This is a genomic window from Devosia sp. T2-14 (assembly GCF_055397495.1).
The window spans coordinates 2558441-2582358 of record NZ_AP027921.1 but is presented as its reverse complement, the minus strand read 5'-3'; the positions used below and the strand labels follow the sequence as shown (position 1 = coordinate 2582358).

The 23918-nt window shown below is 62.8% G+C and carries 19 protein-coding genes; 5 read left to right on the top strand and 14 right to left on the bottom strand.

Features of this window, described 5'->3' with window-relative positions; all coding sequences use genetic code 11:
• Position 1 precedes the first annotated feature (1 nt).
• From ACZ5WT_RS12640 to ACZ5WT_RS12630, 3 genes are all read right to left on the bottom strand, one after another.
• Positions 2 to 1102, bottom strand: coding sequence for a M24 family metallopeptidase (locus tag ACZ5WT_RS12640; protein ID WP_464284149.1), 1101 nt, complete (start codon positions 1100 to 1102; stop codon positions 2 to 4).
• 208 nt (positions 1103 to 1310) lie between these two features.
• The gene (locus tag ACZ5WT_RS12635) at positions 1311 to 2897 is read right to left on the bottom strand and encodes an ABC transporter substrate-binding protein (RefSeq protein WP_464284148.1); all 1587 of its coding nucleotides are present in this window, start codon (positions 2895 to 2897) and stop codon (positions 1311 to 1313) included.
• Positions 2897 to 3487, bottom strand: coding sequence for a helix-turn-helix domain-containing protein (locus ACZ5WT_RS12630; RefSeq protein ID WP_464284147.1), 591 nt, complete (start codon positions 3485 to 3487; stop codon positions 2897 to 2899). Before ACZ5WT_RS12630 ends, ACZ5WT_RS12635 begins: the two co-directional genes overlap by 1 nt.
• 297 nt (positions 3488 to 3784) lie before the next feature.
• Here ACZ5WT_RS12630 and ACZ5WT_RS12625 point away from each other — a divergent pair, with 297 nt between their 5' ends.
• The 4 genes from ACZ5WT_RS12625 to ACZ5WT_RS12610 are packed head-to-tail and all read left to right on the top strand — an operon-like array spanning position 3785 to position 7252.
• A complete protein-coding gene (locus tag ACZ5WT_RS12625) occupies positions 3785 to 4777 on the top strand; it encodes an ABC transporter permease (protein WP_464287203.1) in 993 nt (330 codons plus the stop codon).
• Complete coding sequence (locus ACZ5WT_RS12620) at positions 4777 to 5676, top strand: ABC transporter permease (protein WP_464284146.1); 900 nt, start codon at positions 4777 to 4779, stop codon at positions 5674 to 5676. The genes ACZ5WT_RS12625 and ACZ5WT_RS12620 overlap by 1 nt, the downstream gene beginning before the upstream one ends.
• A complete protein-coding gene (locus ACZ5WT_RS12615) occupies positions 5676 to 6509 on the top strand; it encodes an ABC transporter ATP-binding protein (protein ID WP_464284145.1) in 834 nt (277 codons plus the stop codon). Before ACZ5WT_RS12620 ends, ACZ5WT_RS12615 begins: the two co-directional genes overlap by 1 nt.
• Positions 6506 to 7252 carry an ABC transporter ATP-binding protein gene (locus ACZ5WT_RS12610; protein WP_464284144.1) on the top strand — a complete coding sequence of 249 codons (747 nt, stop codon included), beginning with the start codon at positions 6506 to 6508 and terminating at the stop codon, positions 7250 to 7252. The genes ACZ5WT_RS12615 and ACZ5WT_RS12610 overlap by 4 nt, the downstream gene beginning before the upstream one ends.
• 98 nt (positions 7253 to 7350) lie before the next feature.
• Here the strand turns inward: ACZ5WT_RS12610 and putA are convergent, their stop codons facing one another.
• Positions 7351 to 10734: a bifunctional proline dehydrogenase/L-glutamate gamma-semialdehyde dehydrogenase PutA gene (gene putA, locus ACZ5WT_RS12605; protein ID WP_464284143.1), complete on the bottom strand. Its 3384-nt coding sequence runs from the start codon at positions 10732 to 10734 to the stop codon at positions 7351 to 7353.
• A 140-nt stretch (positions 10735 to 10874) separates the two neighbouring features.
• Here putA and ACZ5WT_RS12600 point away from each other — a divergent pair, with 140 nt between their 5' ends.
• On the top strand, positions 10875 to 11342 hold the full coding sequence (locus ACZ5WT_RS12600) for an Lrp/AsnC family transcriptional regulator (RefSeq protein ID WP_464284142.1): 468 nt from the start codon (positions 10875 to 10877) through the stop codon (positions 11340 to 11342).
• A gap of 48 nt (positions 11343 to 11390) precedes the next feature.
• Here the strand turns inward: ACZ5WT_RS12600 and ACZ5WT_RS12595 are convergent, their stop codons facing one another.
• The 10 genes from ACZ5WT_RS12595 to cysT all read right to left on the bottom strand — a co-directional run bounded on the left by ACZ5WT_RS12595 (position 11391) and on the right by cysT (position 23754).
• Positions 11391 to 13205: a glucose/sorbosone family PQQ-dependent dehydrogenase gene (locus ACZ5WT_RS12595; RefSeq protein ID WP_464284141.1), complete on the bottom strand. Its 1815-nt coding sequence runs from the start codon at positions 13203 to 13205 to the stop codon at positions 11391 to 11393.
• A gap of 201 nt (positions 13206 to 13406) precedes the next feature.
• A complete protein-coding gene (locus tag ACZ5WT_RS12590) occupies positions 13407 to 14984 on the bottom strand; it encodes a peptide ABC transporter substrate-binding protein (RefSeq protein ID WP_464284140.1) in 1578 nt (525 codons plus the stop codon).
• Positions 14985 to 15045: 61 nt separating this feature from the next.
• Complete coding sequence (locus tag ACZ5WT_RS12585) at positions 15046 to 16035, bottom strand: ABC transporter ATP-binding protein (protein WP_464284139.1); 990 nt, start codon at positions 16033 to 16035, stop codon at positions 15046 to 15048.
• Entirely contained in the window at positions 16032 to 17036 is a 1005-nt protein-coding gene (locus tag ACZ5WT_RS12580) for an ABC transporter ATP-binding protein (protein WP_464284138.1), read from the bottom strand. Before ACZ5WT_RS12580 ends, ACZ5WT_RS12585 begins: the two co-directional genes overlap by 4 nt.
• Positions 17033 to 18205, bottom strand: a complete 1173-nt coding sequence (locus tag ACZ5WT_RS12575; protein ID WP_464284137.1) for an ABC transporter permease — start codon at positions 18203 to 18205, stop codon at positions 17033 to 17035. Before ACZ5WT_RS12575 ends, ACZ5WT_RS12580 begins: the two co-directional genes overlap by 4 nt.
• Positions 18202 to 19131, bottom strand: a complete 930-nt coding sequence (locus tag ACZ5WT_RS12570; RefSeq protein ID WP_464284136.1) for an ABC transporter permease — start codon at positions 19129 to 19131, stop codon at positions 18202 to 18204. Before ACZ5WT_RS12570 ends, ACZ5WT_RS12575 begins: the two co-directional genes overlap by 4 nt.
• A gap of 181 nt (positions 19132 to 19312) precedes the next feature.
• A complete protein-coding gene (locus tag ACZ5WT_RS12565; RefSeq protein WP_464284135.1) occupies positions 19313 to 20764 on the bottom strand; it encodes a GGDEF domain-containing protein in 1452 nt (483 codons plus the stop codon).
• Positions 20765 to 20985: 221 nt separating this feature from the next.
• Positions 20986 to 22023: a sulfate/molybdate ABC transporter ATP-binding protein gene (locus ACZ5WT_RS12560; protein WP_464284134.1), complete on the bottom strand. Its 1038-nt coding sequence runs from the start codon at positions 22021 to 22023 to the stop codon at positions 20986 to 20988.
• Between the two features lie 11 nt (positions 22024 to 22034).
• Positions 22035 to 22907 carry a sulfate ABC transporter permease subunit CysW gene (gene cysW / locus ACZ5WT_RS12555; RefSeq protein WP_464284133.1) on the bottom strand — a complete coding sequence of 291 codons (873 nt, stop codon included), beginning with the start codon at positions 22905 to 22907 and terminating at the stop codon, positions 22035 to 22037.
• Complete coding sequence (gene cysT / locus ACZ5WT_RS12550) at positions 22897 to 23754, bottom strand: sulfate ABC transporter permease subunit CysT (RefSeq protein ID WP_464287202.1); 858 nt, start codon at positions 23752 to 23754, stop codon at positions 22897 to 22899. Before cysT ends, cysW begins: the two co-directional genes overlap by 11 nt.
• Positions 23755 to 23918 lie beyond the last annotated feature (164 nt).

Sequence of the window (23918 nt, the reverse complement as noted above, 5' to 3'; positions counted from 1 at the left end):
ATCAGGCTCCGGCGGCGACTGCGGTGCGGGGCATTTCCGAGAAAATCTTGGCCTTGCCGTCGCGGATGATGACGATTTCTTCGAGGCGCAGCCCGAACTTACCCTGAAGATAAATGCCCGGCTCGATCGAGAAGCACATGCCCTCTTGCAGCACCGTTTCGCTAGTCGCGGTGATGTAAGGGGTCTCGTGAATGTCGATTCCCAGGCCGTGGCCGGTGCGGTGCAGGAAGTTCGGGCCATAGCCCGCCGCGGTGATCACATCGCGCGCCGCCTTGTCGACTTCCTTCGCCGGCACGCCTGGCTTTGCAGCCAAAAGTGCAGCAGAAACAGCAGCTTCCACGACAGCGTGGATCTCGTCATAGCTCTCGGGCTTCGACTTGAAGTAACCCATGCGGGTCATGTCGGACGGATAACCGCCGATCCGGCAGCCCGTATCGATCAGCACGGCGTCACCCGCCTTGAGCTTGGTCGAACCAGTATGGTGATGCGGGAAGGCGCCATTCGGGCCGAAGCAGATCGAGCAAAACACGGTGGTCGCGCCGTTGGCCTTGTAGAAAGCGCCAATGATTTCAGCGACTTCCACCTCAGTCATGCCTTCCTTGAGCGCAGCGAAAGCGGCTTCGACAGCGCGGTCGTTGAGCAGGTGGGCAGCCTTGATCGCAGCTTCCTCGGCCTCATCCTTGCGCGAACGCAGGTAGCCAACGGTGTCGGCCGTGAAGCGGCGGGTGGCGCCCGGAAGCGCATCGAGCACCAGCAGCGCGAAGTCGGCGCGCATGGTCTCGTCGAGCACGATGGACGGAGCGGCGGAAATGCCAGTCGCAGCAATCAGTTGGGCCAGCGCGGCATTGGGGCCTTCGGCGTCGCTCCAGGGGAAGAAGGGCAGATCGGTATGCTGGCGGGCGCTATCGACATTCAGCGCGGGCATCAGGAAACCGGCAAAGGTCTGGCTGACCATCAGCATGACAGGGCGCTCATCGCCGTGGGGCGAGAGATCGGCCATGTAAAGCATGTGGCTGGAAGGGCCGATAACGACGAGGTCGGTATTGGTGGCGGCCATCCGCGCGCGGAGGTTGGCCATGCGGGTGGTGAGGGTGGCGTTCATGTGTCGCTCATTTGCTGGCTGGGGCGCAGCAAGGGCTGCGTCATTCCCGCCAATGCGGGAATCCCTGCATCTGCAGGAAAAACAAAGGGAAATTAGAATGGGAACCGGACCGGAGGGACAGGGCCCGGTTCCCGATACGGCAGCGACCGGGGTCACCGCCGTAAACTGGAAAGCAATCGGCGGTGACCGGAGCCACCGCCGCTTCGAATTACTTCGTTACCAGACGGTAGTAGACGAAATCGGACGAAGTGCCATTCACATAACCGTTGACGTTCGGCGCCATGGCGACCTGGTAGGTGGCCTGGAACATGATGACGATCGGCGAGTTCTCCTGAACCTTCTTCTGAAGGTCGATATACATCGCGGAGCGCTTTTCCTGGTCGGGTTCGGCCAGTGCGGCGGTCACTTCTTCGTTCATCTCGGGCGGAACAGCCCACGCATTACGCCACGTGGTGGTCGGGGTGTAATTGTCGTCGGAGTTGTTCGAGTTGTAGGCGAAAGCCTTGGCATTGGAGTGCGGATCCATGAAATCCGGGCCCCAATAGAGCAGCATGGCCTGGTGCGTACGCTCGCGGTACTTCGTGATGACCTGAGCACCGGTGCCGGGCAGGATCTCGAAGTTGATGCCGGCTTCGGCAAAGCCAGCCTGGAGCGACTGGGCAATGTCGTTGAACGGGGTCGAGTTGATCACGTCGAGGGTGACGGTGAGCGGGGTGGTCACGCCGCCGTCAGCCAGGATCTGCTTGGCCTTCTCGAGGTCGTAGGAATACGGGGTCTCGTCATACGAGCCCGGGAAGCCTTCAGGCCAGAACGCCTGGTGCTTTTCCATCTGGCCCTTGAGGAAGGTCTGGGTCATGCCGTCATAGTCGACGAGATAACGGGCAGCTTCCCACAGTGCCGGGTTGGTCAGGTTCTCGTCCTTCTGGTTGAACGAGAGGAAGTGCACGGCCGACTGCGGATAGACTTCAACCTTGACAGCATTGGCGTCGAGGGTTGCGATCTGGTCCGGGGTCAGGTTCTTGGCCATGTCCACGTCACCCGAGGTCAGCAGGAGCTGCTGGGTGGCGGCTTCGGCAACGTGACGGATCAGGACCGTCTTCATTGCGGGAGCACCCTGGTAGTAGTTCGAGTTGGCTTCGAGGCGAACCAGCTCGGCAGGGCGGAAGTCCTTGAGGACGAATGCGCCCGAGCCAGCCGAGTTTGCGTTCAGCCAGGCATTGCCGAGGTCGCCGTTGACTTCGTTGGCCATGACGGTGACTTCGTCAACGATGGCGCCCGGACGAGCAGCCAGAACGTTGAGAACGAAGGCCGACGAGAAATCGCCATCCCACTTGACGGTGACGGTGTTGCCATTGGCCACGACCATGTCAGCTACATTCTCAGGGGTCCAGCCGAGCTGGGTGAGAATGAAGGCGGGAGTGAGGTTCAGCTTCACGACGCGCGAGAAGGAGAACACCACGTCTTCGGCGCGGACAGGGTTGCCCGAAGAGAACTTGACGCCATCACGCATGGTGAAGGTCAGGGTCTTGGCAGCTTCGTCGGCGACCCACTCGGAAGCCAGTGCGGCAGCCAGGACCTTGGTGTCCGCTGCGTCGTACTGCACGAGGTGATCATACAGGTTTGCATTGAGCTCGCCGGCCGTGAATTCATAGGCCTGTGCGGGGTCGATGGCGACGATATCGTCGATGTTCTGGGCAATGACCAGCGCATCGGCCGGGGTAGCGGCGTAGACTGCACCTGCCGCAAGCGGCAGAGTCAACGCGGTAGCAAGCAGAGCAGCCCGAAAGAGCTTCATCAGCGTTTCTCCTGTGGTTTGGCGATCTTCTTGTTCTTCACCGGCTTGGGGCCGGTTTTTGCTGCCGTCACAACATGGCGCGGAGGCCGTGCCGTAGAGCGGAAGAGGGTCAACGTGCCAGTCCAGAGCAGACGCGCCGGCTGGTCGGTATGATTGGTCCAGGAATGGGGGCGATTGCCCCGGAAATGCAGGCTATCGCCAGCGTTCATCACCATTTCGTCGCCATCAAGGCGCTGGGTGATGGAGCCTTCGAGCACGTAGAGGATTTCCTCGCCCTCATGGGCGACCGTCTCTGACTCGTAGCCCGGGGGCACGGTCATGACGAAGCTGGACAGCGTATTGCCTGGAAAATCGGCCCCGAGACGTTCATAGACGATGGACGAGCCATCGAGGGAAAAGCGGTTGCGTTCGCCTGCTCGCGTCAAGGCCGTCTGGGCTGTTGGAGCGGAGACGAAGTAGTCGATACCCACACCCAACGCACGCGCGATGCTGGCCAAAGTGCCTAGAGACGGCGTCGCGTGATCGCGCTCAACTTGGCTAAGATAGCCCACGGATACTTCGGCAGAAACGCCGAGCGCTTCGAGGGTCATGTGCAACTGCCGACGGCGAGCACGAATAAGGGCGCCCACTTTGGGCTGCCCCTCCGTCTCAGCAGTATTCAGTGCGCTGGCCGTCATCAAACCACCAAAATTTTTTTGATATAAGCAAAGATTTCTGTATGGTGAAAGCGAAATATGTAGCCCTTCACAGTCTACGAGAGAGTCATCTTGTGGGCCGATGATTTTGTTTTTGCAGGAGAAATTTGAGTGAGCCTGGAACCCCAGATTGCCTCATCCCCTGCCCCGAATGTCCAAGCTGGACGCAAGTGGGGACGCAGGCTTTCGGCGATCGCGGGCTTCGCGATCACTGTTTTCCTCACCTTTCTGGGCCTGTTAGCCATCACCTTCTTCATCGGCCGTGTGATCCCGATCGACCCGGTCCTGGCCGTGGTGGGCGATCGCGCGACCCAGGCGGTCTATGACGCCGCGCGGATCAGCATGGGGCTCGACCAGCCCCTGCCCGTGCAGTTCATTCAATATGTCGGAAAAGTTCTGACCGGTGACTTTGGCATGTCGGTTTCGACTGGCCGCCCGGTGGCAACTGATCTGGCCCGTTTCTTCCCGGCCACGCTCGAAATGGCGACCATCGGCATCATCATCGGTGTGCTGGTCGGTGTGCCGCTCGGCGTCATCGCCGCAAGCCGCCAGGGTTCGATCGTCGACCAGATCATCCGCGTGGTTGGCCTACTCGGCTATTCCATGCCCGCCTTCTGGCTGGGTCTGGTTGGGCTTGCCGTGTTCTACGCCCGGCTGCGGTGGGTGGGTGGCCCGGGCCGGCTCGACATTTTCTACGATGGCCTTGTGAACCCAGTGACGGGCCTCTTGCTCATCGACAGCCTGCTGGCCGGGGAAACCGACATTTTCTGGAATGCGGTGAGCCACCTCATCCTGCCCGCCTCGGTGCTCGGCTTCTTCTCGCTGGCCTATATCGCCCGCATGACGCGCAGCTTCATGCTCGACCAGTTGAACCAGGAATTCGTGACCACGGCGCGCGTCAAGGGCGTGCCGGAGCGCGTGGTGATCTGGCGGCATGCGTTCAATCCGATCCGGGTGCCGCTCATCACGGTGATCGGGCTCAGCTATGCGGGCCTGCTGGAAGGCTCGGTGATGATCGAGACCGTGTTCTCCTGGCCCGGCATCGGCAATTACCTCACCACGGCGCTGCTCAATGCCGACATGAACGCTGTGCTCGGCTCGACGCTGGTGATTGGCGCGGTGTTCATTTTCATCAACAAGATCTCGGACGTGCTCTATCGCGTCCTCGACCCGAGGGCCCGCTAATGTCCACAAGAGACTGGTTGCTCGAAGACTCCCCAACCTCACGCATGCAGGCCAATGCCGGCCGCGCCTATCGGGTGCTGATGGCATTGCTGAGCAATCCGCTGTCGGTGCTGGGCGGGATCATCATCCTTGGGCTGATCTTCACGGCCCTGTTTGCCCCTTGGCTGGCCCCCTACTCCGCCACCGGGCAGAATCTGGGCCAGCGTCTGCTGCCGCCTTCGGGCGAGCATTGGATGGGCACTGACGAGCTTGGCCGCGATATCTTCTCGCGCGTCATCTATGGCAGCCAGATTACCCTGACCATTGTCGGGCTGGTGGCGCTGATCTCCGCCCCGCTGGGCCTGCTGGTTGGCGCGATCTCGGGCTATTTCGGCGGCTGGACCGACCGTATCCTGATGGGCCTGACCGACATCTTCCTGTCCATGCCCAAGCTGATCCTGGCACTGGCATTCGTCGCGGCGCTCGGGCCTGGCATTAACAATGCCATCATCGCCATCGCCATCACCTCGTGGCCGGCCTATGCGCGTATCGCGCGTGCCGAAACGATGACCATCCGCAATGCCGAGTTCATTTCGGCGGTGCAACTGCAGGGCGCCGGACCGCTGCGCGTGATCGTGCAGCACATCCTGCCGCTGTGCACCTCCTCGATGATCGTGCGCGTGACGCTGGACATGGCGGGCGTGATCCTGACTGCGGCGGGCCTGGGCTTTATCGGCCTTGGTGCACAGCCGCCGCTGCCTGAATGGGGCGCCATGATCTCGCGCGGGCGTACGTTCATTCTCGACCAGTGGTGGGTCGCGACCATGCCGGGCTTTGCGATCATCATCGTCAGCCTCGGCTTCTGCTTCCTCGGCGACGGGCTGCGCGACGTGCTCGACCCCAAGAACGAGGGCAAGTAATGGCTCCCATGTTGCAGGTAGAAAACCTCAGGGTCAGCTTCCCCACCCATCGCGGGCGGGTCGAAGTGGTGAAGGGCATTTCCTTTGCCGTCGGCAAGGAGCGGCTGGGCATTGTGGGCGAAAGCGGGTCGGGCAAGTCCATGACCGGCCGGGCCATTCTCAAGCTCATCCGCAAGCCGGGCCTAGTAACCGCAGACAAGCTGGAATTCGACGGCATTGATCTGCGCAGCCAGAGCGAAAAGCAGATGCGCGCCATTCGCGGCGCCCGCATCTCGATGGTGATGCAGGACCCCAAATACTCGCTGAATCCGGTGATGACCGTGGGCGAGCAGATCGCCGAAGCGCTGGTGACCCACGAAAAGCTGGGGCGGCGCGAGGTCAACGAGCGCATCCTGGCCATGCTGGAAGCGGTGCGCATCAACGATCCCAAGCGCGTGGCCGGGCTCTACCCCCATGAAGTTTCGGGCGGCATGGGGCAACGCATCATGATCGCCATGATGCTGATCCCCGAGCCGGAACTGCTCATCGCCGACGAGCCGACCTCGGCGCTCGACGTGAGCGTGCAGGCGCAGGTGCTCGACATCATCGACGACCTCGTCACCCGCAAGGGCATGGGGCTGATCCTGATCAGCCACGACCTCAACCTGGTCAGCCGCTATTGCGACCGGATCCTGGTGATGAACTCGGGCAATGTGGTGGAGGAATGCGCTGCCGGGCAACTGGAGCAAGCGCAGCACCCCTACACGCGGGGCCTTCTGGCAGCGATGCCAACCATCAATGAGAGCCGGGCAGAACTGCCGGTGCTCGACCGGACGCAGTGGGCGGGCACATGAGCGCGATCAACCTCAAGAATCTCGACATTTCCTATGGCGACACCAAGGTCGTTCATGGGGTGAACCTGGATATCGCCGACGGCGAGAGCTTTGCCCTGGTGGGCGAAAGCGGATCGGGCAAGTCCACGATCCTGCGCGCCATTGCCGGGCTCGCGCCGGACTGGACCGGGGAAATCTCCGTATTGGGCAACCCGCGCGGCCATGGCGTCGACCGGCACTTTGCCACCGAATGCCAGATGGTGTTCCAGGACCCCTATGGCTCCCTGCACCCGCGCAAGACCATCGACGCCGCACTGAGCGAGCCGCTGGTCATTCACGGGCTGGGCAATCGCGGGCAGCGGGTGGAGGAGATGCTGAGCGCGGTTGGGCTCGACCGGCGCTTCCGGTTCCGCTTTCCGCACCAGCTTTCGGGCGGGCAGCGCCAGCGCGTGGCCATCGCCCGGGCACTGATGCTGGAGCCCAAGGTGTTGCTGCTCGATGAGCCCACATCGGCCCTCGACGTTTCGGTTCAGGCGGAAATCCTCAACCTGCTCAAGCGCCTGCGGGCCGAACAGGGCCTGACCTACCTGCTGGTGACGCACAACCTGCCGGTGGTGAGTTTTCTCTGCGACCGGCTAGCGGTGATGCGCCATGGGCGGATCGTCGAAGTGGCCGATGTCGACCAGCTCAAGCACGGCAAACTTGCCGAAGCCTATTCGCAGGAGCTGCTCGCGGCCACCGAAGGCCGCGTCGCGGCCGAGTAACGTCTCAAGACAGCTCTAAAACAAACACCCCCGGGTCACGCCCGGGGGTGTTTTCGTATGTGGCTATGCCCCCGGGGATGACCCGAGGGCTTGAGTGACTAGCCGGCCTGAGCCATCAGCGATGCGTTGCCGCCTGCTGCTGTCGTGTCGATGCAGACGTGGCGCTCGAGCCGCAGACGGCCCGCATCTGCGTCCGAGGTCAGCAGTGGCAGGATGGCACCGTCACGGGCGCTCATCGCAATGCGGATGGCCCGCAGATTGGCGTCGTCGGCATAGTAGGCCACGGCGTCGAACGTGCGGGCATGGCTGATCACGTCGAGATCGAGCGACGAGAGGATCGCCGTATTGCCCAGGGTTGCGGCCAGCGCGGCCTGCGCCTGCTGATCGGCCGGGGTGGGACCAAGGCAGAGCACGCTGCCGCGCGGGGCGGTATGCATGACGTTGGTCTCGCCGGTCGGGCCGGGCAACGGCAGGGCCGCGGTCTGGGCTTCGACCGAACCACGGGTGAAGCGCGGCAGATAGTGCGGGCCGCCAGCCTTGGGGCCAGTGCCCGAGAGGCCTTCGCCGCCAAAGGGCTGCGAGCCGACCACGGCGCCGATCTGGTTGCGGTTGACGTAGATATTGCCGGCATGAACGGTGCTGGACACCATGCGCACACGCGAGGAAATGCGGGTGTGCAGGCCGAAGGTGAGGCCGTAGCCGCTCGCATTGATCGCGGCGATGACCTGGTCGAGTTCGTCGGCCTTGAAGGTCGCGATATGGAGCACCGGCCCGAAGATTTCCTCGGGGATCTCCTCGATACCGCCAACGCGCAGCGCCGTCGGTGCAACGAAGGTGCCTTCGGCAGGCTTCTTCACCTGATGGATCACCTTGCCCGACTTGGCATAGGTGGCGATGTGCGCCTCGATCTTGTCGCGTGCAGCCTGATCGATGACCGGACCGATATCAGTCGACAGGAGCCAGGGGTTGCCCAGCGTCAGCTCGTCCATCGCGCCCTTGAGCATCTCGATGGTGCGGCTGGCCGCATCTTCCTGCACGTAGAGAACGCGCAGGGCCGAGCAGCGCTGGCCAGCCGACTGGAAGGCCGAGGCCAGGATATCGCGCACAGCCTGCTCTGGCAGCGCCGTGGAATCCACGATCATGGCGTTGAGGCCGCCGGTTTCGGCGATCAGCGGTGCGGTGGGCGCCAGGTTGGATGCCATGGCGCGGTCGATACGGCGGGCGGTCGGCAGCGAGCCGGTGAAGGCAACGCCTGCAATGGCAGGATTGGACGTGAGCGCGGTGCCCACTTCGCCGGCGCCCGGCAGCAGCTGCACAGCATCAACCGGGATACCGGCCTGGTGCATAAGCTGAATGGCGCGGAAGGCGATCAGCGGCGTCTGGGGCGCGGGCTTGGCGAGAACCGGATTGCCCGCAGCAAGAGCCGCCGCAATCTGGCCGGAGAAAATAGCCAGCGGGAAGTTCCAGGGCGAGATGGCCGCGAAGGGACCGCGCGAGCCAGCCAGCGCATGACGCTCAGCCTCGGCCGCGTAGTAGCGGAGGAAGTCGACCGCTTCGCGCACTTCGGCGACCGCGTCGGACCAGGACTTGCCGGCTTCGCGCGCCAGCAGCGCAAAGAACTCGGCGCTGTTGGCTTCGTAGAGGTCGGCAACCGCACGCAGGCGATTGGCGCGCGTGATGACAGGTACGGTACCCCAATTGGAGGCAGCAGCCGCGGTGATGGCGGCAGCCACGTCGGCCGTCGTGGCGTCGATGACGGTGCCGATCGTGTCAGCAGGATTGGCCGGGTTGGTCAGCGTAGTGGCCGCCCCCTGCCCGCCCGCAACTGCCAGCAGCGGCTTGGCGTGCCACTGGGTGGTCTGGAAAGCGGTACGGGCCGTGTCCATCGCCGGGAAAGCGACGGGGTCGGTAAGATCGAGGCCGGCCGAATTGGTGCGTTCGCCGAACAGCTTCGACGGGGCGACAATGGCCGGATTTGGGATGGCGTCGCCCAGCTCGAGCAGCTTGGCGATTGGATCCTGCGCGACGACGCTAGCGGGAATGCCTTCATCGGCGATCTGATAGACGAAGGAGCCGTTGGCACCGTTTTCGAGCAGACGGCGAACCAGATAGGCCAGCAGGTCCTTGTGGGCACCCACCGGCGCATAGATGCGGGTGCGGGTGCCGTGATTGGTGCGCAGCACTTCGTGCAGGCGCTCGCCCATGCCATGCAGGCGCTGGAACTCGAACGTGTCGTTGAAGCGGCCGGCTTCGGCGGCCAGGTGCAGCACTGCGGAGGCGGTGTGCGCGTTGTGGCTGGCGAACTGCGGATAGATATTGGTGGCGGCAAGCAGCTTGCGGGCCGCAGCGATGTAGCTGACGTCGGTTGCGGCCTTCCGGGTGTAAACGGGATAGCCCGGCAGGCCCTGCACCTGCGAACGCTTGATTTCGGCATCCCAATAGGCGCCCTTGACCAGGCGCACCATGATGCGGCGATCGAGCGACTTGGCCGTCGCATCGAGCCAGTCGATCAGCGGCAGGACGCGCTTGCCATAGGCCTGCACCACCACGCCGAAGCCATCCCAGCCGGCGAGTTCGGGCGTTGCCAGCACTGCGGCGATCACATCGAGCGACAGATCCAGCCGGTCGGCTTCTTCCGCGTCAATATTGAAACCCATATTGGCGGCGCGGGCGGCCAGAGCCAATTTACGAGTCGATTCAACAAGTTCGGTCATGACCCGATCGCGCTGGGCGAACTCGTAGCGCGGGTGGATCGCCGAGAGCTTGACCGATATGCCGGGATTGTCGCGGACGGAGGGCGACGTGCAGTGCGGCGCCAGCGCCGCTATGGCGTGGCTATAGGAATCGAAGTAGCGGACCGCATCTTCGGCTGTGCGGGCGGCCTCGCCCAGCATGTCATAGGAATAGCGATAGCCGAGCGTCTCTGGCTTCTTGGCGTTGGCAACGGCCTCGTCGATGGTGCGGCCGAACACGAACTGGCTACCCAGCAGGCGCATGGCCTGGCCAACCGCAGTGCGGATCACCGGTTCGCCCAGGCGGGCAATGGCGCGGTGAAGAGCGTTCTTGGGGCCGACTTCGGGATCGCCGAGAACGTCGGCGGTGAGGTTCAGGGCCCAGGACGAGAAGTTGACCAGCGCGCTGGAAGATGCGCCAAAGTGGCTGGCCCAATCGGAGCCGCCGACCTTGTCGTGAATAAGGGCATCGACGGTTTCAGCATCCGGCACGCGCAGCAGCGCTTCGGCGAGCGACATCAGCGCCACGCCTTCATCGGTATCGAGACCGTATTCGGCCAGGAAGGACTCCATCAGGCCCAGGCGATTGCCGGTACGGACGGTTTCAACGAGCTGGCGGGCATGCGCCGAGACGGCCTCGCGATCACTCTCGGAAAGGCCGGTATCGACGATCAACTGGCGGACGAGGCTGGTCTCGTCGGCGAGGTTACGGGCGCGAATGGATTGGCGGGCGGTAGCTATGTCGGTCACGTCTGGCTCCAGGGAACGCTGGGGCCGCGGGCCACAGCTGGAAAGGATAGTGACAGAAGGTTGACAGGCGTTTCGCCTGATCATGTAGCAATAGGGCACAGCAGGCGCTATCTTGGTGACACCTGTCAGGACAAAAGCCCATGAAAACCGTCACCTACGAGACTTTGGACCAGATCGACCGGCGGATACTCGATGAGCTGGCCCAGAATGGCCGCATCAGCGTGGCAGAATTGAGCCGCCGGGTGAACCTGAGCAAGACCCCGTGCCAGGCGCGGATCGCGCGAATGGAGGCTGCGGGCTACATTCTGGGCTACCGCGCGGTGATCGATCCGAAGCGCCTGGGCCTGCCCCATGTGGCCTTTGTCGAGGTGAAGCTGAGCGACACGCGCAAGTCGGCGCTCGCGGCATTCAACAAGGCGGTGCGCGCCATTCCCGAGGTGGAACAGGCCCACATGATCGCTTCCAGCTTCGACTACCTGCTAAAGGTGCGCACCAAGGACATCGCCGACTATCGCGAGGTGCTGGGCGAGCGCATCTCCTCCCTGCCCCACGTCGCGCATACGTCCACGCATGTGTCGATGGAAGCGGTGAAGGGCGACGAGGAATAGAAAAGGCGGGGCCATCGGCCCCGCCTTCGTTATGTCCACTATTGCCGCTTACCGAGCAGCGGCAACCTGTGACGGCTGGACCGCGGGGTAGGAATTGCCCCAGGAGTTGCGGATATAGGTCGCGATCTCGGCAACGTCGGTATCGGTCAGCGAGCTGAACGGCGGCATGTAGCCGAAGCCCTTGAGCACGACATTGGTGATGTAGTCGGCGTTTTCGAGCTTGGCGTTGCCCGCAAGCTTGAGACCGACGCCACCCTCGCCTGCCGCACCATGGCATGCCGAGCACTTGAGGTTGAACTTGGACTGGCCCTGCGCCATCAGCTCTTCAAGGGTGAGGTCGGCGGCGGGGGCTGCGGCTTCAACCGGTACTGCCTCGGCTGTTTTGGTGGCTTCGGCGGCGCCGCTGCTCAGCGCCACGCCGGCACCGTCGCTGCCGCCATAGGTGAACAGCAGGATCGCGCCGGGGTTGTGCATCACGCTGGTTGTCGGCTCCGGGCCGAACTTGGCAGCGGCCGAGCCGAAACCGTCGGTGGCGATGAAAACCGAGCGCCCATCGGGCGAGACCAGCACGTCGCGGTAGCGGTTTTGGGTGTTGAACCATTCCGTCGGCAGGCCTTCCGCGGCCAGCCCGTCCTCGGACAGCTTCTGGACGTAGAGTGCACCATTCTTCAGGGTCGGCAGCAGCAGCGAGTTGTCCCACTCTTCAATGCCGTTTTCGCCGGCTTCGTAATAGGCGACGGCGCCAGGTGCGATGGTGGGGTTGCAGATGAACCCGCACTGCGCGCCGAACTCGTAGCCGGTTTCGACGGTGAAGTAGGCCGCGATCGGCTCGACGACTTCGCCGGCAAATTCGCTCTCGATGTACTGCGGCACTTCGGGCGGAATGACGTTGGACCGTTCGATGCCGGCCGGGGCTTCGGCCCAGTTGGCAAAGACGTAGGCGGAGTCATCGACATAGCCCGAAACGTTCGGCCAGCCGTAGTTGCCGCCCGGCACGAGGATGTTGATCTCGTCGTCGCTGCTCGGGCCGTGTTCGGCCGAGTACAGAATATCGTTGCGACCGAAGGCGATGCCCTGCGGGTTGCGGTGGCCATAGGTGTAGATGTGGCTGCGGACGCCTTCGATTTCCGGGTTGTCGGCGGGGATGGAGCCGTCGAGCTCCAGACGCAGCACCTTGCCGGTATAGGCGTTCCAATCGCCAGCATCGACTTCCGCCTTCGTGGGCAGCTGCTGGGCGCGGATCGGGCGATGGTAGTTGCGGCCCTGGTTGCCGCCTTGCTCGCCCAGCGAATAGTAAATCTTGAGATCAGAGCCGATCACGAGACGGCCGGCATTGTGGTCGTTCCACGCCGGGATGCCGGAGATGAGTTCCAGCGGCTCGCCCAGCTGCTGGGTGGCTTCGTCATAGGTGTAGCGCACGAGCTGGGCCGACGGATCGGGGGCCTCGGCAGTACCGTTGTTCACCGTGTAGACCACATAGACGTAGTCGTTGCCGGTACCCTTGAGCAGTTCGGGGTGCAGGGCGAGACCAAGCAGGCCCTCATGCTGCGCGCCGGTATAGACGCCGTCGATCTTGAGCAGAACCTGCTTGACCCCTGTTGTTGGATTGACGCGCGTCACCTGCGCCGCGTTGCGTTCGGTGAGCCAGATCAGGTCATCGGGCCCCCAGACCATCGCCCAGGGGTTGGCGAGGCCGGTGGACAGGACCCGCGAGGAAAACAGCGTGCTATCGCCCGCCTCGATCTCAACGGGCGTGTACTGGGCCATGGCGGCCGTGCTGCTCAGCATCAGGCCGAGCGACACCAGTCCCGCCGCCGCGATCTTGGAAACCGAAGGCCTCGATACGCACTTGGACAAACTCATCGTCAATATTCCTCCAACAGGCAATTGGATCTGTTCAAACGATTCCAAGTTAGCAAGCTGCGGCGAAATGACCAAATCTGCCCAAGGACTTAGCGGCCAGCCTGTGGAAAGCAGGTCCGGGGGCTGGTCTACTGCAATGCCCCCAAAACAGAAACGGGGCGCCTGATGGCACCCCGCTCCAGTTCGAAACTGCGTCTTCGATTAGTCGATCTTGGCGTCGCGGAAGTACGGGACGTTCAGGGTCGAGCGCCAGAAGCCGGAGACCTTGGGGCTCATCATCATGTAGTTGTAGCGGTGGTACAGCGGCAGGATGACGTGATCGTTCATCAGGATCGCCTCGGCCTTGCGCATTTCGGCAAGGGACTCGGCTTCGTCGCCGGTGGACTTGGACGCTGCGATGGCGGCGTCGTAGTCAGCATTGGACCAGCCGATCAGGTTGTTCGGGCTGTCGGTGACGAAGTTGTCGAGGAAGGTCATCGGGTGCGGGTAGTCAGCGCCCCAGCCCATCTGTGCGATCTGGTATTCGATCTTCTGCACTTCGGGGTAGTAAACCTGCCACTCGGAAGCAGCGATGGTCACGTCGATGTTGAGGTTCTGCTTCCACATCTGCTGCATCGCTTCGGCCATCTTTTCGATCGCCGGGCTCGAGTAGATCATGAACGTGGTTGCGGGGAAGCCTTCGCCATTGGCAAAGCCGGCTTCAGCCAGAAGGGCCTGTGCGCCTTCGACATTTGCAGTGACGTCGAGACCGAAGGTATCGCGGCCATCGGTGAAGTCTTCACCAGCGATGGTCATGCCGGGAGGCACCAGACCAGTAGCCGGGGTATCGGCCGACTGCAGCACGAACTCGACCATTTCTTCGCGGTCGAGCGCCATGGAGAGCGCCTGGCGGACCTTCACGTTGTCGACCGGCGACTGGGCCGGGTTCATCATGGCGTAGGTGGTGCCCAGCGCCGGGACGATCATGAAGGCATCGGATTCAACCGACAGGCGCGGAATTTCCGGAGCCGGAACGGCTTCGATACCGTCAACCTGGCCAGCTTCCATGGCGGCGAGTGCCGTGGCGGGATCGGGGATCAGGCGGAAGGTGAGCTTGTCGAGCGAGACAGCGGCAGCGTCGTAGTATTCGGGGTTCTTTTCGAACACCACGGATTCACCGGCGTTGAACGCGGTGACGCGGAACGGGCCGGTGCCGATAAAGGTCGCGGCATTGCGGGTCCAGCCTTCAGGATCGGCTTCCACGATGTCCTGACGGACCGGGAAGAAGGTCGTGTAGGTGAGGAGCTGCATCATGTAGGGGACGCGAGCGCCGAGCGTGAAGGTCAGCGTCTTGTCGTCGGGAGCCGAGATCGCGATCTCGCCTTCGCCGGCATTGTTGTAGGCGTCTTCAGCGCCAACGATGTGGTAGAGCATCGGGGCGTTCATGGCGCCGGTTGCCGGGTTCAGCACGCGCTTCCAGGCATAGACGAAATCGCCAGCCACGACCGGCTTGCCATCGCTCCACTTCGCGTCACGAAGGTGGAAGGTGTAGGTCAGGCCGTCCTCGGAGATTTCCCAGCTCTCGGCAAGCGCAGGAACGATGTTGTTGTCAACATCGAAGCGGACGAGGCCTTCGAAGGTGTTGCCGATGATCGGTGCAGCAAAGGTCTCGGCGGTGGTGCCGGGATCGTACTTGGCCGACTCGTTGTTGACCACATAGGTCAGCTCGCCAGCGGCGAATGCGCCGGCCGTGGAGGCGAGGAACGCCGCCGTCAGAAGCGGCAGCAAGTGCTTGGTCATCGTCTTCTCTCCTGTTTTGGGCGGGGTTAACCCTTGCCCGGTCGTTATTCCTGCGGGCAGTTTAGGCTGCCGTCTGTTGTGCGCCATCGCCAGCATAGTGGCAGGCTGCAAGATGTCCGCCACCGATATCCTTCAATTCCGGCTCAACCTTTGCGCAAAGCTCCGTCGCCATCGGGCAACGGGTGCGGAAGCGGCAGCCGGTGGGAATATTCATCGGGCTCGGGATTTCACCGCGCACAGGATCAGCCGGGCGGGTCGCCGTCGGATCGGGCACGGGGATCGAGGCCAGCAGCGCCTGGGTATAGGGATGGCTGGGGCGGGCGTAGAGATCGGTATTGGAGGCCAGCTCGACGATCTTGCCGAGATACATCACCCCTATGCGATCGGAGATGTGGTGGACCATGCTGAGATCGTGGGTGATGAAGAGGTAGGTCAGGCCCAACTGGTCCTGCAGATCCTCAAGCATGTTGACGACCTGCGCCTGCACCGACACGTCGAGCGCCGAGATCGGTTCGTCGCAGATGACCAGATCGGGCTCGAGCGCGATGGCGCGGGCGATACCGATACGCTGGCGCTGCCCGCCCGAAAACTCATGCGCAAAACGGTTGGCGTGGTCGGCATGCAGGCCAACGCGGGCCAGCAGGTCATGCACCTTGGCGGTGCGGGACTCGCGGGTGCCGATCCCGGCAATTTCCAGTGGCTCGGCGATCAGGTCGCGCACCGTCATGCGGCCATTGAGCGACGCGTAGGGGTCCTGGAAGATCATCTGCACGCGGCGACGGAATGGCACCAAAGCGCGTTCGGAGGCCCTGGCGACGTCGACGCCATCGAAGGAAATGGAACCCGAAGTTGGCTCATAGAGCCGGATCAGGGTGCGTGCGAGGGTGGACTTGCCGCAACCGGACTCGCCCACAAGGCCCAGCGTTTCACCGCGCTGGATATCGAGATCGACGCCATCGACCGCGCGCAGAATGGGCTTGGGGCCAAACAGGGAGCCGCCGGTCGAGAAATGCTTGGTGAGATTGCGGACCGAAACCAGCGGAGCGCTCATGCTGCCACCTCATTGATACCAGCGACCTTGGGGGCGTCGGGGTGGTGGAGCCAGCAGCGCGCAGCCTGCGTTTCGCCGAACATGGGCGGCAGCACCGCAGCACATTGCTGCATAGCGTGCGGGCAACGCGGCGCAAAGGGGCAGCCGGCGGGCGGGTTGGCCATGTCGGGCGGCGAGCCGGGAATGGGTGTCAGGCGCTGATGGGTGTCATCACGCAGATCCGGTACCGAGGCGAGCAGGCCCGCGGTATAGGGATGGCGCGGCGTGGCGAAGAGATCGCGCACGGGAGCGGTTTCCATAACGAGGCCGCCATACATGACCACAATCCGGTCGGTGACTTCGGCAATGACGCCAAGATCATGGGTGATGAGGATCACCGCCATGCCGAGCCGGGTCTGGAGGTCTTTCAGCAGGCCCAGGATCTGGCGCTGGATGGTGACGTCGAGCGCGGTGGTCGGCTCGTCGGCAATCAGCAGCTTCGGATCGCAGGCCAGCGCGATGGCGATCATGACGCGCTGGCGCATGCCGCCAGAAAATTCGTGCGGATACGACTTGAGACGCTCGGCTGCCGAGGGAATGCGCACGAGGTCAAACAGCTCGATGGCGCGTGCCCGCGCTTCGGCGCGCGTGGCCTTGCGATGGCGCAGAATGGTCTCGATGACCTGCTCGCCCACGCTGAGCGTGGGGTTGAGCGAGGTCATGGGGTCCTGGAAGATCACACCGATCTTGTTGCCGCGCAGGTCGCGCAGGTCGGACTCGTCGAGCGCCGTCAGGTTCTGCCCTTCGAACAGCGCCTCGCCGCCCATGATGCGGCCATTGGCCTTGAGCAGGCGCAGCACCGACATGCAGGTGATCGACTTGCCTGAGCCGCTTTCGCCCACGATGCCGAGGACTTCGCCGGGATAGACATCAAAGCTCACGCCGCGCACGGCCTGCACCTGACCGCGCTGCGTGAAGAAGCTGGTCTTGAGGTCGCGGACGGAAAGGATGGAATCGCTCATTTGCGCATCCTCGGATCGAGCGCATCGCGCAGGCCGTCACCCAGGAAATTGAAGGCGAACATGGTCAGCGAAATAGCGGCGGCAGGGAAAAACAGCTGGTGCGGATAGGCGCGCATGGTTTCGACGGCATCGGAGGTCAGCGTGCCCCACGAGGCCAGCGGCGGGGTCACGCCGAGGCCGATGAAGCTCATGAAGCTCTCGATGAAGATGGCCGACGGGATCAGCATGGTTAGCGTGACGATGATCGGACCGATCGAATTGGGCAGCAGGTGCTTGGTGAGGATGCGGCCGGTGCTGGCGCCCATGGTGCGGGCGGCGGCAACATAATCCTGCTGCTTGAGGCTGAGGATCTGGCCGCGCACGATACGCGCCATGTCGACCCAGAATACGGAGCCGATGGCTATGATGATCGAATAGAGCCCGGAGTCGAACACCACCATCAACAACACGACATAGAGCGTCAGCGGAATGGTGGAGATGATCTCGACGATACGCATCATGATGGCGTCGGTCTTGCCGCCCATATAGCCGGCGATGCCGCCATAGAAGATGCCGATGAAGAAGTTCACCAGCGTGGCGACGAAAGCCACGGTCAGCGAAATGCGGGCGCCATAAAGCTGGCGGACGAGCACGTCGCGCCCGAGCTGGTCGGTGCCGAACACATAGGTACGGTTCCACGACCAGCCGGACGGGGTGATGGTGGAGCCATCCTCGGCAACCAGCTTGGCCGGCAGCGTCGAGTAATCGAGCGTGACGGTGGTATCGCCGAACTTGAAGGGCTGGGCCTTCTTGATCATGTCCTTGCGCTCGCCGCGCAGCAGGCCCAGCACATGGCCTTCAGCATCGACCTCATAGAGGTTGAAGTTGGAGGCGTTGAGGAAGAACCGGGTGGTATCCCCCTGCCCGTCCGTTACCGCATAGGTATCGAAAGCCGGCGGAATATTGGCGAGCTTGAGGTTCTGCTCGTAATAGGTGAACGGGCTGAAGAACGGGCCGAAAATGGCGGCAAGGATCAGCATCATGATAAAGCCGATCGACACGACCGCGGGCTTATTGGCCCACAGGCGCCGGCGGGCGTCCTGCCAGTAGGTCAGGCTGGGTGTCGCGGAGACCGCAATCCCATCGCTGGGCGGGAGCTTCTCCCACATGTTCGGGGCGATATCGCTCATGCTTTGGCGCTCGTCAGTTTGATGCGGGGATCGAGCACGGCATAGAGCAGGTCGACGATGAGGATCATCACCATGAGGGCGGCCGCGTAGAAAATGGTGATGCCCATGATCGCGGTATAGTCGCGGTTGGTGATGGAGAGCACGAATTGGCGGCCTATGCCGGGCAGCGCGAAAATCTGCTCGATGACGAAGCTGCCAGTGATCAGATTGGCGACGACGGGACCGAGCACGGTAACGACCGGAACAAGCGAATTGCGCAGGCCATGCTTGAACAGCACCTGACCGGGGCGAAGGCCCTTGGCGCGGGCCGTGGTCATGTAGTCCTGCTCGAAAGTCTCCAGCAGCGACGAGCGCGCGAGGCGCGCGACAAAGCTAATCCAGAACCCGGACAGAGCAAAAACCGGCAGGATATAGCCGCGCCAGTCATCGAGGCCGAAGGTTGGGACCCAGCCCAGGCGCAGGGCGAACACATAAAGCGTCACCGTGGCAATGACATAGCTGGGGATGGCGACGCCAATCGTGGCGATCAGCATGACCGTGGTGTCGGGCCACTTGTTCTTGTTGAGCGCAGCGACGATGCCGAGCGGCACGCCCACCGCGACAACGGCGATGACCGCGAGCAGGCCCGTGCGCAGGGTGACCGGCAGGCCATCGGCGATCATCTTGTTGACCGAGACGCCCGGATATTTGAACGAGGGGCCAAGATCGAAGCTGAGGATGCCGCGCAGGTAATTGAGGTATTGCTGCCAGATCGGCAGGTCGAGGCCAAACTTGGCGTTCAGCGCGGCGGAAATCTCCGGCGCCAGCATTCGCTCAGATACGAAGGGGCCGCCTGGCACCGCGTGCATCAGGAAGAACGTGAGCGTGACAATAGCCCACAAGGTAAGCAGCATCATGCCGAGTCGTTGCAGGATATATACTGGCATGTCGGAGAGTCCTGCAGTGATACGGCACGTCGAAATACGGCTGGCAGCACTTTTGTGCCACAGATTCTATTCCAACATCAAAAAATTTTTACTGCAAGCCGCGGCGACGCTAAATCCCTACCAACATGTATGATTTTTTGAGAATGGATCGAATTCCGACTCTGGCGTCTCCGACGCTCGGCTAGGCCGGTTTCGCTAATGGCGCAGCATCGGTGTAAACCACGCAATTGCGGCCATTGGCCTTGGCATCATAGAGCCGCCGATCGGCCCGCTGCATCAGTGCGCCGGAGGGTTGTTCGCCATCCCCCGCCGCAAGGCCGATACTCACGGTAACGGCTAGGCCAGGCTCGATGGTCGACCAATCGGTCGTCGCGATTGCGATGCGCACGCCCTCGCAGACTGAGGCGGCAGTTGCGATGGCGGCACCGGGAAAGACCAGTGCAAATTCCTCACCGCCCAACCGCGCGGCATGGCCGTGCGTGCCTATCTGTTCGAGCAGCGTACGAGCAACCCGATGCAGGACCACGTCGCCGACGATGTGGGAGAAGCGGTCATTGATGGTCTTGAAGTGATCGAGATCGACAATCGCCACGGCAAAGCTGGTTCCGGCAAGACGATTGAGGATGTGGTCGAAGCTGCGTCGATTGGCGATGCCGGTGAGCGCATCGGACATGGCCTGGTCGGCAAGCAAAGCAGCCCGGCTGCGGAGCGCGGCGGTTTCAGAGCGGATTTCCTCAATGCGGGCCCGGCGTCGCGCGGTTTCGCCGGATTGGCGCACATACAAGGCGTGGAAACGCTTCTGGATCGCCAGGGCCGCCTGAGCGTCCCCCAATGCTTCAAGAATATCGCCCAGCTTGCCTGCGGCATTGACCTGATGGTCCAACTGCCCCGTCCCGTCAGCCAAGGCCAAGGCCTCGCTCACCGCAGAGCGGGCTTCGTCCAACCGGCCGATGCGCTGCAATACATCGCCGAGCGAATAGAGGTAGTGAATGTGCAGGCTGATGCCGGGATCGCCGGGCAAGGCTGCGGATTGCTCAAGGCAGGCCAGAGCAAGCTCATACTGGCCCTGAAGGCCGAAATATTCAGCGCAGTTGCCGAGGCCCACGCGTTGCGTCCAGCGGTCGCCACTCGCATCGGCGAGGGTGATCGCCTGCTCGGTCAGTTCGATGGCCGTTTGCCGCTCGTCGTTGGCCAGACCCAGCTGCTCCAGCGCCATGGCTTCCTCTGCGCGCTTGGCATGCGCGAACCCCTGGATGAGCAGGTAAAAAGCCTGAGCGGCGCGATTGGAGAGGCGCTCGGCGATCAATACGGCGCGGGAGGTGAGTGCGATGCTGAGCTCGGCCTCGCGGCACACGGCGAGCACAATGCCCTTCGCGTTGAGTACAAATGCCAGGACAGCTTCGTCATTCGCCACCTCGGCGATGGAGAGCGCCCGATTGACCTGGTCGTAGGCTTCGTCGCTGAATCCGAGGTCGAGGAACAGGATGGCCTCAATGGCCAGGGAACGGGCCAGTTCAGGCTGGTTGTCCTCACGTTGCCACAACCAGCGAGCGCCCATCGCGCATTCGAGCCCCTGCTCGGCCTCGCCAAGCTTGTAGCAACTCCAGGCCATTTCGCAGAGGCTGGCTGCCATGAGCCCGGTATCACCGCGGGTTTCGGCATCACCATATACAGCTCGGAACTCATCCAGCGCCTCTTGGCAGCGATTGGCACGCAACAACTGCGTACCCCGCGCAAAGCGATCTGCGTTGGTTGATCCGGCTTCGTACACTGCCTACCCGCTGCACCCTAGGATTTTACCCTAGTCCGATTTTCTCGCCAGAATGCTAACGGATTGAAGCGCCTGAAGAACAATCAGCCAGCGGGGAACAGTTTCCAGCGGCGGGGGCGGAAGGCGATCCGGGTCTTTTCGCCGGCCGGGTGATCAAACGGCAGGTCGATTTCGACCTTATGGCCGTCGCCGCCGATTTCCAGCTCCACGCGGCGCGTGCCACCGACACGGCGAGCCGTCTGCACCACGCCCGCCAGAGAAGCATCGGCCTCGATCAACTCGACATCGTGCGGGCGGAAGAACAGCCGTGCATTGCCCGGTGCGGCATCGCCCGCCGGAACGCCGATGGCGCGACCGCCGACCCAGAGCTCGCCATTTTCGACGGTGACCGGCAATTCACTGGATTCACCGATAAAGCCGAAGACGAAGGGCGAGGTCGGGTGATCGTAGACCGTGTCGGGCGTGCCGACCTGCTCGATCTTGCCCTGGCTCATGACGCAGAGGCGGTCGGACAGTTCGAGCGCCTCTTCCTGATCGTGGGTGACGAAAACCGTGGTGTGTCCGGTGCGGTCATGGATTTCGCGCAGCCACTTGCGCAGGTCGCGACGCACCTGGGCGTCGAGCGCGCCGAAGGGCTCGTCGAGCAGCAGCACCGCAGGCTCGATGGCCAGGGCGCGAGCCAGGGCCACGCGCTGCCGCTGGCCGCCGGAAAGCTGGTTGGGGTAGCGCTTTTCAAGGCCCGCAAGCTGAACCAGATCCAGCAGTTCGAGAGCGCGACGGCGGATTTCACCGGCCGGAGGGCGGGTCGAACGCGGACGCACCTTGAGACCAAAGGAGATGTTCTCAAGGATCGTCATATGCCGGAACAGGGCATAGTGCTGGAACACGAAACCGATATTGCGCTCCTGCACCGAGCGCTCGGAAGCATCGGTATCGCCGAAGAAAATCTTGCCCGCTGTGGGCATTTCCAGGCCAGCGATAAGCCGCAGCAAAGTCGTCTTGCCCGAGCCCGAGGGCCCAAGCAGCGCGATCAATTCACCCGACAGAATGTCGAGCGAAACGTCATGCAACGCCGGGAACCGGTCGAATTCCTTGCGCACATTTTGAACGCGAACTTCCATATCAATTCCTATCAGTGGTTGGCGCCGGCGGCGATTTCTTCGCCGAAGCGCCATTCCAGAGCAGACTTCAACACCAGCGTGACCAGAGCGAGCAGGGCCAGCACCGAGGCCAGGGCAAAGGCCGCCGTGGCGTTGTATTCGTTGTAAAACATTTCCACCTGCAGCGGCATGGTGGTGGTCTCGCCGCGGATCTTGCCCGAGACGACGGCAACGGCGCCAAACTCACCCATGGCGCGCGCATTGCAGAGCAATACGCCATAGAGCAGGCCCCATTTGATATTGGGCAGCGTCACGCGCCAGAAGGTCTGCCACCCGTTGGCTCCCAGCGACAGGGCCGCCTCCTCGTCGCCGGTACCCTGATCCTGCATCAGCGGGATCAGCTCACGCGCCACGAAGGGAAAGGTGACGAAAATCGTCGCCAGCACGATGCCCGGCAGGGCGAACAGCACCTCGATCCCATACTGCTTGAGGAAGGGGCCCAGAAAGCTCCCTGCCCCGAACAGCAGCACATAGACCAGGCCCGAAATGACCGGCGACACCGAAAAGGGCAGATCGATCAGGGTGATGAGGAAAGCCTTGCCCTTGAATTCGAACTTGGCGATGGCCCAGGACGCCGCCAGCCCGAACACGACGTTCAGCGGCACGGCGATGGCCGCGACCAGCAGCGTCAGCCGGATGGCCGCCTGCGCATCGGGCTCACTCAATGCCGCAAAGAACGCATCCACGCCCCGGCCGAAAGCCTCGTGGAAGACGGCATAGAGCGGCAGGACAAGGATAATGCCCATGAACAACAGGGCAATGCCGATCAGCGTCCACTGCACGAAGCGGCTTTCGCTGGTGGGCGAGTGACGGCGTTTGACGCGTGCGCGGAGCTTAGTTGCCATAGCCATACCTCCTGCGGCTCCAGGCCTGGATGAGATTGATGGCAAAGAGCATGAGGAACGCGATGATCAGCATCACCGAGGCAATGGCGGACGCGCCGGCATAGTTGGTTTCTTCCAGCCGGATGACGATCAACAGCGGCGCGATTTCGGAGACGAAGGGGATATTGCCGGCGATGAAGATGACCGAGCCGTATTCCCCCACTGCCCGCGCGAAGGCGAGGGCAAAGCCGGTGAGAATGGCCGGCGTCAGGCTGGGCAGGATCACGCGGACGATGGTCTGGAACCGGTTGGCGCCAAGGGTGGCACTGGCTTCCTCCACCTCGTGGCTAACCTCTTCGAGGATCGGCTGTATCGTGCGCACGACAAAGGGCAGTCCGATGAAGATCATTGCGATCACAATGCCGACGGGCGTGTAGGCAATGCGCCAGCCCAGCGGGGCAACCAGGGCGCCAAGCGTGCCGTTGGGGGCATAGATCGCGGTCAGCGCAATGCCGGCCACCGCGGTCGGCAGGGCAAAGGGAAGGTCAACGATCGCATCAAACACCCGCCGGCCCGGAAAACGGTAGCGCACCAGAACCCAGGCGATGAGCGTGCCGAACACGACATTGATCGCCGCAGCGAGCAAAGCCGAGAGAAAGCTGACGCGAAGGGCGCCGAGCACGCGCGGATCGGTTGCTGCCTTCCAGAAGCCTTCGGGGCCGAGACCGGCCGAGCGCAGGCCCAGGGCAACCAGCGGGATGAGGATGATGAGAGAGAAATAGGTGAGCGTGAACCCGAGTGTCAGCCCGAAACCCGGGATAACGCTAGGCTGGCGGAAGACACTGCCACGGCGCTTAGCGGTGGTCATGGCAGCGGCGCTCAAGCGGCAATCCAGATGACTGATTTGGCAGCGGCGTTCATGTCGACCTCCCAACCGGTTCGGCGGCGCAACCCTATCTTTTCAGTCGAGTTTCACAAGATGACGCGATGGCGTTTGCATCACCGCCGATGGAAAATCCTGCTAGCCCGGAA